The organism is Paenibacillus sp. FSL E2-8871 (assembly GCF_038000345.1).
Classification (GTDB): domain Bacteria; phylum Bacillota; class Bacilli; order Paenibacillales; family Paenibacillaceae; genus Paenibacillus_AQ.
Genome location: NZ_JBBOBV010000001.1, coordinates 5,939,125 through 5,952,915, shown reverse-complemented (window position 1 = coordinate 5,952,915; position 13,791 = coordinate 5,939,125). Strand labels below are relative to the sequence as shown.

Here is a 13,791-nt window from a genome sequence, read left to right as displayed (position 1 = left end):
TGTAATTACTAAGTAAGAAGTCTAACGCCAAGGAGGAAATTCATCATGTTAGATCAACGTTTGCAAAATAAAGTTGCAGTAGTCACAGGCGCAGGATCCGGTATTGGGAAAGCTACAGCCATAAGGTTTGCCCAGCACGGAGCTAAGGTATATATGCTTGATCGCACCCCTGAGGAATCCTATGAAACTAAACGTGAAATTGAATCCATTGGAGGAACAGCTACAGTTATCGAATGCGATGTTTCCAATCCAGGTCTTGTCGAAGAAAGTATTCGTAAGGTTGCGGATGAGGCTCGGAAGATTGATATCATTTTTGCGAATGCTGGCATTAATGGTACATGGGCTCCAATAGAAACACTAGAAATCGAAGATTGGGACCAGACGCTAGATACCAACCTACGCAGTACCTTTGCCACAGTAAAATATGCTATCCCCCATATGAAAGAAAATGGCGGAAGCATCATTATCACTAGCTCTATTAACGGAAATCGAGTGTTCTCGAACATCGGCGCTGCTGCGTACTCCTCTTCGAAGGCTGGACAAGTCGCTTTTATGAAAATGGCTGCGTTAGAGCTGGCGCAATACGGTATCCGCGTAAATGCGGTCTGTCCTGGATCAATCGACACTCAAATTGGAGATAATACGGATAAGAGTGATGATCTTCAAGAAGTGAAGATTCCTGTAGAATTTCCGAAAGGCAATCATCCTCTGGAAGATGCGCCCGGTAAACCTGAACAAGTAGCCAATCTAGTATTATTTCTCGCCTCGGATGAGTCTTTCCATGTCACAGGAACTGAGATCTATGTAGATGGTGCCGAGTCACTCCTTCGCGGATAACGTTTTACTTGAATCTTTATAATATTTTAAATTGCCTGCAACATTTTGGTCTAATCTACCATCTAAGAGTATGGAGGTGACGCATAATGAAGAAATCATTATTCATAAGTAATGTCAAAACAATGACGATAGCCTGCGGTATTCTAGCAGCAAGCCTGTCATTTGGAGCATCTGCTTTTGCTTTTTCGGATTTGAAAGGTGATCCTGCGGAAGCAAAAATTAACTCCCTGCATAAAGAGGGGATTATAAATGGAGTAGACAAAGATAAGTTCGCGCCTAAATCTAAAGTAAGCTTTGCCCAAGGGATTCAGTTCATCGTTGGGGGTCTGAATCTGTCTCCGAAGCCAGAGGCGGGTAACAGCTCATCCAAAGCTAGTGATTATTTTGATAAGGTGAACGACAAATCCTGGTATGCTTCAGCCTTCCTGACTGCCAAGCAAAATGGTCTTTCACTTGATCGAACAGTAGATCCTAACGGAACCATCACCCGTGCTCAGTTCGCTCACTTATTAACGCAAGCACTGCAAAGTAAAGGTAACTTCCCGGTTACACTGATGTATGTAGACATTAAGGATGGCGATAAACTTTCTACAGAGGTTATAAATAGTCTCCAGATCCTGCTGAATACACATATCGCCACACTCGATAAGAACGGTAATTTCCGGCCAAATGATGCCATTACCCGTTCGGAAGCAGCCGCGATGACCTACGATGCAGCTGCTTTTGCCAAACGCGTAATTGTATCTAATGGTAGCCCTACTACTCCAACCTATGAGACTGAGGTTACACTAACCAAAGCGGGTGAAGGAGTAAACAAGGCTACATTGACCGTTAACAACTTACCGCATTCTGGATATGGACTAGTGATTGAGCGAATCGAATTTGGCAAAGACAAGACCGCTGTGATTTACTTTAATGTGACTGCTCCTGATCCAGGAAAAATGTACGCACAGGTGATCTCAAAAGCATCTGTTGTCACTTATCTGCCAGAGGGATATAAAGCGATCGCTAAATCGGTATCTGGATCTACATCTAGCGCTACGCAATAAAAGCTCCGGACTCGATTCTTATGGAACGAATCAAACGAAGGTGCCCCAAAAGCCGTAAAATGGCTACTGAGGCACCTTCGTTTTTTGGGTTCTCCCCCATGTTCTAAACTACCCAAGGACTAATAAGAATTTCTTACTTCTCAGGGTGTCCATTGATCGTGAATAATGCCTACTAGTGCATGATCCTCTCCAATCTTCTCGAAAACTAGACGCAGGCTGCGCCAGTCCATCCCTTCGACAGAAGGATCGATGCCAGTAATATGATATTCAACGAAATCATATTGCTCCTTGGGATACACTTCGTTCAAGTTATTGATCGTTGTACCTTGCCCAAGCCCCTTGTTCACAGCAATTTCGGCCGTCTGAATGAAGTCTGCATCGTAGACAAACCGCTTGTAGTAATCTGCGAATGTCAGCTCAATTAAATCACCCGATCCAGCAAATGTTCGCCAGACTCTTTTGGTAGAGTCATTCATTAATCCTTCCACTTCATCCTTGCTGAATACAAGATCATTCTTCGTATCTACGTATGCGTATGGAGAAAAACGTAACCCTTTATCTGAATGTACCCATGCGGCCAATTGCTTCATATCCTTATTTTTAATAGACCTTATGACTGTCGTCGCAGCTTCCTCTACAGTTGGCGGAAGTCCCTCCTGATCCAGTGGCTGATCCGTGCTTGATGGCTCCGTCTCCTGTAGTGGCTCCGTAGTAGCCGCTGGTTGTGCAGTTTGTGTCTGCTCTGGCGTTTGCTCAGGCATCTGCATTTGCGTCTGTTCTGGGGTCACCTTCGGTTCCGTTCCCGCTTCTGGCGTTCCTCTGCATGCTGTAAGCCATAACATAGCTGCTATCAGCGCCAAACCACCGATATTTCTTGCGAAGTACATAAGATCCCTCCTCGTTTTTGATCCCTCGCTCTTTAGACTGATTTGAACAAATGAAGGTTGCAGGCTTATACTAAAACTATCAGTCAAACAACTCTTATGAGAGGGCGGGGTTACTATTCATTTAACAGAAAAACTTAAAAGCCTTCCTCTGACTCCCGGCGTGTATCTCATGAAGGATGGCCTCGGCCATATTATATATGTAGGAAAGGCGAAACAGCTGAAACGGAGAGTAAAATCGTATTTTCAAAACTCGAAGTCTCATTCCCCAAAGGTAAAACAGCTCGTTCGCCATATTAAAGATTTGGATATTATCCTTACAGATACCGAATTCGAAGCTTTTATGCTGGAGTGCAAATTAATTAAAGAAATAAAGCCCATGTACAATAGAAAAATGAAAAATCCGCAGGCCTATACGTATATCGTAATAGGAGCAGACAACAAGATGCGTTCGTTAGACATAACCTATGATCCTCAAGTCCAGAAAGGGAACATGATTTGGGGCCCCTACACGAGCAGAAGTACCGTGGAAAGAGCCGTGCAAGGCATCAAGGAAAGCTCAAAAATCCTTTGCAGCAATCCAAGCTTCAAAAATTCTTTATGCCTAAACCATTCGCTTGGCTTATGCATAGGGATGTGTGCTGGCGGCGATGCTGCCGTTCAATATAATACAATCATTGATAAAGTCATAGCCCTACTAAACGGAACGGATTCCAGCCTCCTTGTGGAGATGGAGCAACAGATGACTGAAGCTGCACAGCAATTTGACTTCGAAACCGCCGCCAAATATAGGGATTACATGGGAGCCATCAGCTTCCTGAATCACAAAGAGAAGGTTATCGAATTCGCTGCAGAGAATCAGAATATTGCGATCCTTGAAGCCATGGATGAACAGACGCTTAAACTCATATTACTCAAAGGAAATCGCATCCTGGCGCATACTAAGCTCGAATACGCTCAACCCGATATTACCTACCTGCAAGCCGTTATAACATCAGCGATTATGGACACTTTCTGCGGTGAACTTAACCAGGCCCCGGCAGCAATTACTCGCCATGAAATTGACGAAGCACAAATTATATACAGCTATTTAAAAAGCAGCTCCTGCAGCTACATCATCGTGCAAGAGGATTGGCTTGCAGCTAACAATCATTCCCGTCTAGACACTGCGGTGGACGAGCTGTTGCGTATCTTTTTAAATGCTGCTCCAGCCCATTCGTATAATTAATCTACCTTGTAACTGCGGTGAATGTTTGGACTTCCGTCCCCTTCATCTCATCTATTGGCTCAACTGTTACTCTAAACTTACCCAAAGAGAGCAGGTCCTTCACTCCTTAAACGACAAAAAAGGTTTCTCCCCCCCATGTACAGAGCGGAAGAAACCTGTTTTGAAGCTTGCCTATCTCTCAACTATATTTACACAATCCTTCATCCAGAAGATTAACAGCAAAAGTTAATTGCTCTTCAGATACAATAAGCGGAGGATGCCAGGTGATGCAGTTCCCTCCTGCCAATTTAAAAGAAAGACCCTTCTCCAAGCAATAATACAGTACTCGCTCAGCTAATTCCTCATTCTTCTCTCTAGTCCCTATGGACTTCACAAGTTCAATAGAAATCAGTAGTCCAGCAATACGGACATCTCCTATGCAAAGATGTTTAGCCGACAGAGTCTCAAGCTTTTCTCTTACAAATTCAGACCTGCTGATACATTGTTCCTGCAGATTTAAGTCATCGATATAATCGATGGTGGCACAGATCGCTGCACTTCCTAACGCCGGTTTTTCATGGGTATAGTGCCCCAAAGAAATATCCCCCGCACAATCATATAGCGTTCTGGTAAGCACCGCTGCTTGCGGGATCACCCCTCCACCTAACCCTTTTCCGAGCACGAGGATATCCGGTTCGATATCGAAATTCTGATGGACGTAGAACCTACCGCTTCGCATCAGCGCTGTAGGAATCTCATCAAAAATCAGCAGAATCCCATATTCATCACATATTTTTCTTAATCTTGTGAAATAAGAGATAGGCGGGATATGCGTATCCGTCGCCCGAATAGGCTCAAGTAAGATCGCCCCGATCTCTCCCTCATGCTGAATCATATATTCCAGATAGTCGAGGTAGAAGGTAGCCACTGCTTCATGGGAATGACTTCCCAGCAGGTTACGGTATGCGTTAAAAGGAATGGCTTTCAGCATTCCTGGCATTTGCGGGCCCATGTCCTTTTTAAACACGTATTCTCCTCCGACAGCGATTGTGTCCAGCCCCGCGCCATGGAAGGACTCCCACATGGAGATGACCTTATGCTTCCCCGTCCATTTGCGAGCAATCTTAAGGGCCAGGCCTACAGCTGCACTTCCGGAAGGCGTAAATAATACTTTATAGTCCTTTGAGGTCGTTTTGTTGATTAAAGCTTCTGCAGCTTTCACCGCAATATCTGCCGTAAATCTTCTTGGAATGAACGGTAGCTCGTCGAGCTGTTTTTTCACAGCTTCAGTTACGTAAGGATTCTTATAGCCAATCTGATGAATGCTATTTCCATGAAAATCAAGATATTTGCGTCCATTCACATCTGTGATATAACATCCCTCAGCATCTACGATACTGTTCAAGCACGGCGTTGACATGGATTGTCGCATATATGCACGCTCATCCGCTTCGATCCTATCTATACTCACAGCGCTTAACTGGGTCATCCACTCTGTCCGCAAGGGGCTAAAGTTGATGTCACCTTCTCTTTTCAGCTCATGATTATCTCGCATAAGGTCTGATTCCTTGAGAAATCAGTACATTGATTCGCCCAATCAGCTGTGGCAGCTCACTCATCGATTGAATCGTAAAGTCTGCCCCGTTTTGAATAAAAGAGGTCTGTGTCGCTGAGATCACCGTTTCCTTCTCCACGTCTGAAAGTGCATTAAATTCCTCCTGGCTTAAGCCCATTTCAGAGCTTCCAATGATTACACCTACGGACCAGACGCCTGCATTAACACCTTCTTGAATGTCTGAAATCGTATCGCCTACCTTAACAACCTTCCATGCTGCCGATAGCTTTAAAGCTTCCATATTATGATAAATCATATACGGGTAAGGTCTTCCCAGTGAATGCGTTCCATCTGGCGTGATTACATAATCCGGTTGATAGCCCTTCCCAGCGGCATTCGGAATTACAACATCCATCATGGACTCTGTATATCCAGTGGTTGAACCAATCTTTAGTCCTTGGCTTCTGAGCACTTGGACGGTCTCAATAACCTGCGGAATCGGATCAGTATATTCGGATAAGGATGCCATCAGAGCCGGTTCGAATTCAGCATACAGGTTCTCTACATCCTGTTCAGTAAAAGCTCTGCCATACTTTTCTTCCCACAAGGCACCTACTCTTGGCATGGATAACATCGCGCGGATATGATCTATTTTCAGCATCCCCATAGGGGCTCTAGCTTCCTGCATCGTAACTTCAATCCCAGCCTCCCGAAAAATATCAAGGAAAACATTCACCGGTGCAAAGCAGCCAAAATCTACCGCTGTTCCTGCCCAGTCCAGAATTACGCCTTCGACTTGATTCATTGTGTCATTCCTCCCATGTATGCTTCGATAATATTACATAAGTTCTGAATATCTTCTTCGTAAATCTCACCAATATTCCCAATCCTGAAGGTGTCGTGCTCCGTTAATTTGCCTGGGTAGAGGACGTAGCCTTTTTCTTTCACATATTCATAGAAATCTTCAAAGCTGAATGTCTCGTTCGGAAAAAGAAAGGTGGTTATAATAGGAGACTGCTTATCGTCTGTGATATACGCCTCTATTCCTATTCTCGCAAGTCTTTCTCTCAGTATGCGGTTATTATTCTGGTATCTTGCTGCCCTTGCAGGAATGCCGCCTTCTTCGATCAGTTCTTCAATCGCTTTCGAAAATGCAGCGACTACATGGGTCGGAGACGTATAGCGCCATTTCCCATCCGCGTCCATCGCCTTCCATTGATCGTATAGATCAAGTGATAGACTACGTGCATTCCCTTTACATGTGAGCAGCTTATCCAGCTTTGCAATGACAAACCCAAATCCCGGAACACCCTGAATACATTTATTGGCGCTGCTGATTAAATAGTCAATTTCAAGCCCAGGTACATCAATCTCTATTCCACCGAAGCTGCTCATCGCGTCGATAATTAATGTTTTATCGTAGGCTTTTGCCAGTTGTGAGATCATCTCAAGCGGGTTAAGAATCCCTGTCGTCGTCTCGCAATGCACCATCGCAATGTGCGTAATGGCTGGATCCTCTTTAAGAATCCCTCTAAGCTCTGCCTCTTGGGGGAATTCATTATATAGGGCACTATACACACGATAATGGAGTCCGATATATTGCGCCATTTGCACAATACGTTCTCCGTAGGCACCGTTTGTAATAATCAAAAGCTTATCATCCGCTGAAATCGCCGTCGTCAGCACAGATTCCACTGCAAACGTACCACTACCCTGCATGAGAACTGCCGTATATTCATCGTTCGTTGCCCTTGCCAAATCCAGAAGTCTGGATCTGATTTGTTGTGTAATGTTCTTATAGTCCTGGTCCCAAGTACAACGGTCAAAGAGCATTTGCTCTTTGACCGTGTTAGTAGTTGTCAATGGACCGGGTGTCAGCAGTTTATAGTTGTTCATGGCCCTAACACTCCTTCTAATCTTATTTATTTTCTTTAAAGAATTGTTGATGTTGCTCCAGCAGTTCCACAGTCAACGGCTTAACAAATTTCATACTGTGTGCAGGCTTATGGATATCACTAACCGTTTCATCTTTATACAGAGCCACTGGGTAATTTGTAATTAAGTCTTTTCTAGCATCTTTAATAATCGTTTCTGCCATTTTCATAGCCAGCTCTGTTGTTGCATCGTCTTTTTTCACCACGGCTACGGATTCTGTAAGCGAGAAGTTACCTTCCGTTGGATCTACATAGTCAATCGGTGCGCCTTCTTCTTTAGCTAATACTGCCTGATGACGAAGTCCAAAGCCTGCAGCCACTTCTCCTGCTTTTACCTTTTTAATCGGACCGGAACCGGAGCTTTCCAGATGTGGGCCTACATTAGCAACTAAATCATGCAGAACCGTTTTACCTTCTTCTTCCCCGTATTGCGAAATAATCGCCTGAACCAACAACCAGCCTGTCGAAGAGTCCATAATGTTCGGAACAGATACCAAGCCTTTAAATTCTGGTTTTGTTAAATCCTTAATGGACGTTGGCATCGCCAAGCCCTTATCTTTAAGCACCTCTGTGTTTACAAAAATAGCACCGGTATTCGCCAAAATCGGCGTATAGTACGCTGGATAGGAATCTAGCGCGTTAGTCGTAAACGATAGATCTTTAAACATGCCATGTTTCTCTTGCGCACTTTCTACAAAATAAGAGCTCATCGTGATCAGGTTAGCCTCAATTTTGTCTCCCTCTGCCATCAGCTTTCCACCCAGCTCAGAAGTGCCCAAGGATTGAAAGAGATATTGCCCTTCGTACCCCGCACCTTTTAGCGCAGTCTCCATAGAGGCTACAGCTTCTTCATCCGCATTGGTCAAAATCACTACTTTACTAGCATCACCCGCTGCTTTATTTCCACAACCTGCTAATGTGAACACCAAACTCAAAGCCACGATAGACAACATAATTCCTTTGAATCCCTTAATTCTCTTAGACATAATTTCTCCCTCACTTTAACTGGTTTTTTTATATTTAAAATCGTTAACTAACGAGAGTTTGATTGCCGTTTCTGGAGATAGTCACCTAGGAGCTTAATGATAAGGTTGGTGCAAAAGATCAGGATCGATAGGACAAACACCTCATTAAATTTGGCGAAATGCTGCAGCTCTTTTATTTTGCTGGCAACTACCGAGGTTTGGGCAGTCACTAGAAAGATAATTCCGCTAATGGTCACCATCGCATTGATAAAATAGTAGCTGACCATCTCGATCACCGTGGATGCAGAGTTTGGTAGAATGACCCGGCGGATCGTCTGCAGCCAGCTGTCACCTAATAACTCAGCAGTGGTTTCCCACGATGGATTCATTTTCGCCAGAGAGTTCTTTGCCATCAAATAAGGAGTCGTAAAGTAATGAACAAGGGTGCAGAGCACAAGAATCGTAAAGGTTCCTTTGAGACTGCTGTTATTGAACAGAAGTAGATACGACAGACCAAGGACCATACCCGGTACCGTGTTCGTCACCATCGATAGGATGTCAAAGGTCGCTTTCCCTTTTATAGGCGTTCGCACATTGATGATAGCCGCAGCATAAGCTACGATCGTACCTACGATTGCCGTCAGTCCTGCTACGAGCAAGGAATTTTTATATACATTGATTAAATCACTTGATTGAAAAACATCCACAAAATGCTTGAATGTAAACGTAAGATCATAAGGATAGCCATTCATCAGTGGTGCAACGAACATGACTGCAAATACAGCCAGTAGCCCGATTAGAATCACGGATGAGATTAGTCCAAGAACCGAATCTCTGCCTTTATTCGGGATCATCTCGATTTCAGTCACCTTGTCATAATGGAAATTGAATTTTTCAAGATACGTTAACAGCACAACCCCGAACGCCGCCGGTATTAACATCAGTACAGCAATAACTGCCCCATTGTTGAAATCCGGTATAGCCCCAAGCATGACCTGATACAGCTGAGTAGCAACCACGTTATACGTCCCCCCCACCGATGCAGGGATCCCAAAATCCGTGAAGCTTAGGATAAAAGAAAGAACAAACGCCCCTCCCAAAGTGCCCCACAAAGGCCGAACGATCGTGTTCATGAAGCTTCGCAGCGTCCCATCCCCCATAAGCTTGGATACGACGATGAACTTTTTATCAATGTACTTGAACGAATTATGAATCAGCAGGAAAGCAGAAGGTAAGGTATAAATTACGTAGCCTATCAACAGACCATTAAATCCATAAATCTCGAATAAATTCCGTCCAAAGATTTTAGTAATCAGTCCCTGGTTGCCAAAAGAGTACATTATCGCAAACCCGTAAGTAATTGTAGGCAGCAGCATAGGAATCAGAATTCCAGTTCTAATGATGCTTTTTAACGGGCGATAGATTCTTGTACAGTGGATAGAATAGGCTAGGATAAAAGCTAGAACCGTCGTGATGAGTGCCGTAACACCGGAGACCTTCATACTATTTCCGATGGACTCTCGAATCTCTTGATCTGCCAGAATGGTGAGATAATTGGATACCGAATAACCTTGGCCTGTTTCAAACGAGCGGATAAATAAAACTGCCAGTGGCAAGATCAGGAAAACGATAAATAACAATACGATTGGGATAAAAATGATCCGCATTTCCGGTTTAGCTTTAGGCATAATGTTCACCGAAGAGGTTATAGATATTTTCCCGTTTCACTTGCAGTTGCCCCAGAATAAATTCTTTTACAAAATCATTGCTAGGTTGTTGAATGATCTCTTGAGGCGTTCCGAATTGGGCAATATGACCTTGATTAATGATGAGAATTTTATCCGACAGGGTTAACGCCTCTTCAGGGTCATGGGTGACGATAATCGTCGTAAGCTTATATTCTCTGGCGATGGATTTAATCCGAGCTTTAATAGATTCCTTGATGATTCCATCCAGTGCGCTTAGAGGTTCATCGAGCAGTAATAATTTGGGCTTCATTACGAGCGTTCTTGCCAAAGCCACCCTTTGCTTTTGCCCACCCGATAGAGCGCCGATCTTCTTCGTTAAATGCGGCTTTAATTCCAGAAACTCGATATACTCCTGAACCTCATGCTCCGACGTTAATCCCTTTTTATTTTTCAGACCATAAACGATATTTTCGTAAGCATTAAGGTTGGGGAAGAGCGCATAATCCTGGAACACTATATTAAATCCGCGTTTCTTCATGGGTACATTGCTTAAATCTTGATCATTAAAAATGATTTGCCCCTGCTCCATCTTAGCCAATCCCAAGATAATGTTTAGCAAGGTGGTTTTGCCACTCCCGCTGGGGCCGAGTAAGGAGACAATTTCCCCTGCTTGGATGTCTAGACTAATATCCTCTAGAACAACCTTGTTATCGTAATGCTTGCTTATGTTTTGTAATTTAAGCAAAGGTTCCACCTCCTCAAGTACAACCTCAGTATAAAAAGGTTTTGTTTTTGAGGATAAACAGTTACGTAAAATGTATGTAAATTATAAATAAGTTGTGAGTATATTATAAGTATATCATGACTAACTTAGAAAGGAGTAGTTGCTACCCTATATTAATCCCTTTATACTTCAACTATCGAAAGCGATATAAACTTTGAATGGGTGATTACATGTTTCCACTGGAAAGACAAAAGAAAATCATAGAAATCTTAATGTTCAAAAAGGTTCAGAAGCTGCCGGAGCTAGCAGAAGAGCTTAATATTTCTATCGATACCCTTCGCAGAGATATCAAACTGCTGGACAAGCAAGGGAAGATCAAGAAGATTTATGGTGGAATTAAACTGGTGGAATCGGAGTTTGCTGAATCTCCAATGGATGCGCGGATGGTCGGTCACTTAGAGGAAAAGAAAATGATCGCCCAAAAGTGCAGCGAATATATCAACGATGGGGATTGCATCTATCTGGACAGCGGCTCTACCACCTATCAGATCGCCAAATATATCAAGAATAAAAAGAATCTCACGGTCATTACGAACTCCATTCCTGTGGTAAACGAGCTGATGAACAGTGCGGTTGAGCTTATTATCATTGGCGGAAAGGTCCGACTAAATGAACAGTCTGTCATTGCATATGATTATCTATTTAATTTCAGTGAATTAAATATCCTTAAGGCTTTTATTTGCGCAAGCGGCATTACCCTTGAAAAAGGCATTTCCGACTATAATCTGGAGGAAGCGCAAACGCGCAAAAAAATTATCGATCTCTCCAAAGAAGTTTATGTTGCCGCTGATCATACTAAATTCGGGAAAGATGTGACCATCGGCATCGCCTCACTCGATAAAATTGGGTACATTATTACCGACCGTAATATAGATCGAAGCTTCCAGCAGAAATTTAAAACCAAACGCACGAGCTTGATTATTGCGGAATAAAGACTTTCATCATCCATCTAAAAACACAAAAAAAGCCTCTCCTTGGATTTAAAATGGTGGTGGTAACTCCATTTTACCTAGGGGATTTTTGTGTTTTTTAGAATCATAGACACTTACCTGATGCCTTGATGATAATTAGGGAATTTCTCCCTATATATCAGAGATTTATACGCATCAGACTACTAATTAGGGAAAACCTCCCTATAATTTAGGTGATTCATTGGTAAAAGTAGATATTTGCCTAATTTTCAGGGAGGAATTCCCTAATTCCATTGATTTTATGCAAATATCAGCTTTTTTCAGGGAGTTTTTCCCTAATTACTCTCCCAAACATTATTTTTCCGAACATCCCCGAACTTAACATCATAGACAGCATTTCAGGAATCTCTTAAACTAAAAAATCAGAAGTACACTATTACATTATGGAGTGAGAATATGGCTTTGAATCAAATGTCAGAGTTACACCGGCGCAACAAATTAATTATTTTCTTATTTTGGGGCTGTTTGCTGTTAGGCTCGCTTTCGCTGTACAGATTTCCACAAACAATAATTGCAATCATGACAGCGGCGGTACCTCTAGGCTTGTTGTGTACGGTACTAATTTGGAAACGTGTGGCTACACCCTATATTATGTACATAACAGCTATTGGCTTTAATATCATTACATACTTCTATATCGATGCAGGAACTAGCATTATAAGCACATTTATTCTATATTGGGGACTAGGCATCGTATCCCTCTATCACAACTATCGTCCGTTACTCCTTAATGGTGTAATTTCTTGGATCTTACTCAACTATTTCCTGATGACGAAACCAATTTACGCTTCAGTAGATGTATTAAGAATTAATACACTTCTCATCGTCATGATATTGGTTCTGATCTATCAGAGTCAGATTGGTACGAAAATGTTCAGAAACATGTCTAAAAGCAACAGCGAAGCTGAACGAGCTAGAGCAGAAATGGAGACCATCCTTACAGGTGTTACTGAATCCGTAGGAGTTCTGAGTCAATCTAGTAACCTAATACATAACAACGTACTGACAACAGATCGAATTTCCAAAGAAGTCGTAACCGCCTTCCAAGAGATAGCTAGTGGAGTAGAATCACAAGCACAGAGTGTTAGCGATATCTCAAATGCTATGCAGCAGTTAAACGAATCAGCTATGCAGGCAAATGCTGCCTCCGTCTCCATGAGCAAAAGAAGCCGTGAAACGGATCAAATTACGCAAGAGGGACAAGATGAAATCATTCGCTTAACTGGAACTATGTCTGAAGTTACGGATATCGTAATGAGTACTGCTAGCTTGATGACACAAATGAATGAAGAGAATCAGAAGATTGAATCGATTGTTTCCAGCATCGTAGGAATTGCTGAGCAGACGAATCTTTTGTCCTTGAATGCATCTATTGAAGCCGCACACGCTGGAGAACATGGCAAAGGCTTCGCAGTCGTATCCAATGAAATCCGAAAATTAGCACAGAGCTCCAACAATGCATCCGCAGACATTACTCAGATTCTCAGAAGCATTCAAAATAATATTGCTCAGGTTGGCGATATGGTTTCTAACGGGTTGCTAGTTGTAGAATCAGGAAGAAATTCCGCTGATGATATTGCTCGATTGTTCAAGGGCATTCGGAATAATACACACCAGGTGCTTGAACAAGCAGAAGACCTGAAGGATAGGAACGATCACATCCGGCACGCATCCACCCTTGTACTGGGCGAAGTTAATTCAGTGGCTGCAATTACCGAAGAGAATACCGCAGCTATTGAACAAGTCCTCGCTAGCGCTGAGGTCCAGCAACAACATATTTCTGAAACGGTGATCAGCATCAGCAATCTGAATGAGTTAGCTATTAAGTTAGACAATTTAACGAGATCTTCATAGATACAGCTGTTTGTTTCAATACCATTCAGTCAAAAGAAAAAGCCATCTACTCCTCACGAAGTA

The 13,791-nt window shown here is 42.9% G+C and carries 12 protein-coding genes and 1 pseudogene; 6 read left to right on the top strand and 7 right to left on the bottom strand.

Translation table 11 applies throughout. The features are described from left to right. The first annotated feature begins 45 nt into the window (after positions 1–45). Both NYE25_RS26710 and NYE25_RS26705 read left to right on the top strand, forming a co-directional pair. Positions 46–837: an SDR family oxidoreductase gene (locus NYE25_RS26710; RefSeq protein WP_042185493.1), complete on the top strand. Its 792-nt coding sequence runs from the start codon at positions 46–48 to the stop codon at positions 835–837. 86 nt (positions 838–923) lie between these two features. Further along, the gene (locus NYE25_RS26705) at positions 924–1,886 is read left to right on the top strand and encodes an S-layer homology domain-containing protein (RefSeq protein ID WP_339245581.1); all 963 of its coding nucleotides are present in this window, start codon (positions 924–926) and stop codon (positions 1,884–1,886) included. 140 nt (positions 1,887–2,026) lie between these two features. Here the strand turns inward: NYE25_RS26705 and NYE25_RS26700 are convergent, their stop codons facing one another. Beyond that, the gene (locus tag NYE25_RS26700; RefSeq protein ID WP_339269237.1) at positions 2,027–2,773 is read right to left on the bottom strand and encodes a hypothetical protein; all 747 of its coding nucleotides are present in this window, start codon (positions 2,771–2,773) and stop codon (positions 2,027–2,029) included. Positions 2,774–2,942: 169 nt separating this feature from the next. Between NYE25_RS26700 and NYE25_RS26695 the strand changes: the two are divergent. Continuing rightward, positions 2,943–3,146 (top strand): annotated as a pseudogene (locus NYE25_RS26695) (GIY-YIG nuclease family protein); the annotation flags it as partial. Between the two features lie 69 nt (positions 3,147–3,215). After that, complete coding sequence (locus tag NYE25_RS26690) at positions 3,216–3,998, top strand: UvrB/UvrC motif-containing protein (RefSeq protein WP_341147787.1); 783 nt, start codon at positions 3,216–3,218, stop codon at positions 3,996–3,998. Between the two features lie 178 nt (positions 3,999–4,176). Here the strand turns inward: NYE25_RS26690 and pbfA are convergent, their stop codons facing one another. Genes pbfA through NYE25_RS26660 form a run of 6 tightly spaced genes read right to left on the bottom strand, consistent with a single transcriptional unit; the run spans position 4,177 to position 10,864 of the window. Next, the gene (pbfA, locus tag NYE25_RS26685; protein WP_341147269.1) at positions 4,177–5,532 is read right to left on the bottom strand and encodes a (R)-1-hydroxy-2-aminoethylphosphonate ammonia-lyase; all 1,356 of its coding nucleotides are present in this window, start codon (positions 5,530–5,532) and stop codon (positions 4,177–4,179) included. Further along, complete coding sequence (gene phnX, locus NYE25_RS26680) at positions 5,522–6,337, bottom strand: phosphonoacetaldehyde hydrolase (protein WP_060621568.1); 816 nt, start codon at positions 6,335–6,337, stop codon at positions 5,522–5,524. Before phnX ends, pbfA begins: the two co-directional genes overlap by 11 nt. Then, positions 6,334–7,428 carry a 2-aminoethylphosphonate--pyruvate transaminase gene (gene phnW / locus NYE25_RS26675; RefSeq protein ID WP_042185485.1) on the bottom strand — a complete coding sequence of 365 codons (1,095 nt, stop codon included), beginning with the start codon at positions 7,426–7,428 and terminating at the stop codon, positions 6,334–6,336. The genes phnX and phnW overlap by 4 nt, the downstream gene beginning before the upstream one ends. 22 nt (positions 7,429–7,450) lie before the next feature. Next, the gene (locus NYE25_RS26670) at positions 7,451–8,452 is read right to left on the bottom strand and encodes an extracellular solute-binding protein (protein ID WP_341147268.1); all 1,002 of its coding nucleotides are present in this window, start codon (positions 8,450–8,452) and stop codon (positions 7,451–7,453) included. A gap of 47 nt (positions 8,453–8,499) precedes the next feature. Further along, positions 8,500–10,119, bottom strand: a complete 1,620-nt coding sequence (locus NYE25_RS26665) for an ABC transporter permease subunit (RefSeq protein ID WP_076284031.1) — start codon at positions 10,117–10,119, stop codon at positions 8,500–8,502. Next, a complete protein-coding gene (locus NYE25_RS26660) occupies positions 10,112–10,864 on the bottom strand; it encodes an ABC transporter ATP-binding protein (RefSeq protein ID WP_042124736.1) in 753 nt (250 codons plus the stop codon). The genes NYE25_RS26665 and NYE25_RS26660 overlap by 8 nt, the downstream gene beginning before the upstream one ends. A gap of 209 nt (positions 10,865–11,073) precedes the next feature. Here NYE25_RS26660 and NYE25_RS26655 point away from each other — a divergent pair, with 209 nt between their 5' ends. Next, entirely contained in the window at positions 11,074–11,835 is a 762-nt protein-coding gene (locus NYE25_RS26655) for a DeoR/GlpR family DNA-binding transcription regulator (RefSeq protein ID WP_341147267.1), read from the top strand. Positions 11,836–12,270: 435 nt separating this feature from the next. Beyond that, positions 12,271–13,728 carry a methyl-accepting chemotaxis protein gene (locus tag NYE25_RS26650; protein WP_341147266.1) on the top strand — a complete coding sequence of 486 codons (1,458 nt, stop codon included), beginning with the start codon at positions 12,271–12,273 and terminating at the stop codon, positions 13,726–13,728. The last annotated feature ends 63 nt before the right edge of the window (positions 13,729–13,791 follow it).

Bases quoted from the DNA above. Each gene is read 5' to 3' on its own strand.
- NYE25_RS26710 (WP_042185493.1), top strand. From the start codon at position 46: ATGTTAGATCAACGTTTGCAAAATAAAGTTGCAGTAGTCACAGGCGCA.
- NYE25_RS26705 (WP_339245581.1), top strand. From the start codon at position 924: ATGAAGAAATCATTATTCATAAGTAATGTCAAAACAATGACGATAGCC.
- NYE25_RS26700 (WP_339269237.1), bottom strand. From the start codon at position 2,773: ATGTACTTCGCAAGAAATATCGGTGGTTTGGCGCTGATAGCAGCTATG.
- NYE25_RS26690 (WP_341147787.1), top strand. From the start codon at position 3,216: ATGCGTTCGTTAGACATAACCTATGATCCTCAAGTCCAGAAAGGGAAC.
- pbfA (WP_341147269.1), bottom strand. From the start codon at position 5,532: ATGCGAGATAATCATGAGCTGAAAAGAGAAGGTGACATCAACTTTAGC.
- phnX (WP_060621568.1), bottom strand. From the start codon at position 6,337: ATGAATCAAGTCGAAGGCGTAATTCTGGACTGGGCAGGAACAGCGGTA.
- phnW (WP_042185485.1), bottom strand. From the start codon at position 7,428: ATGAACAACTATAAACTGCTGACACCCGGTCCATTGACAACTACTAAC.
- NYE25_RS26670 (WP_341147268.1), bottom strand. From the start codon at position 8,452: ATGTCTAAGAGAATTAAGGGATTCAAAGGAATTATGTTGTCTATCGTG.
- NYE25_RS26665 (WP_076284031.1), bottom strand. From the start codon at position 10,119: ATGCCTAAAGCTAAACCGGAAATGCGGATCATTTTTATCCCAATCGTA.
- NYE25_RS26655 (WP_341147267.1), top strand. From the start codon at position 11,074: ATGTTTCCACTGGAAAGACAAAAGAAAATCATAGAAATCTTAATGTTC.
- NYE25_RS26650 (WP_341147266.1), top strand. From the start codon at position 12,271: ATGGCTTTGAATCAAATGTCAGAGTTACACCGGCGCAACAAATTAATT.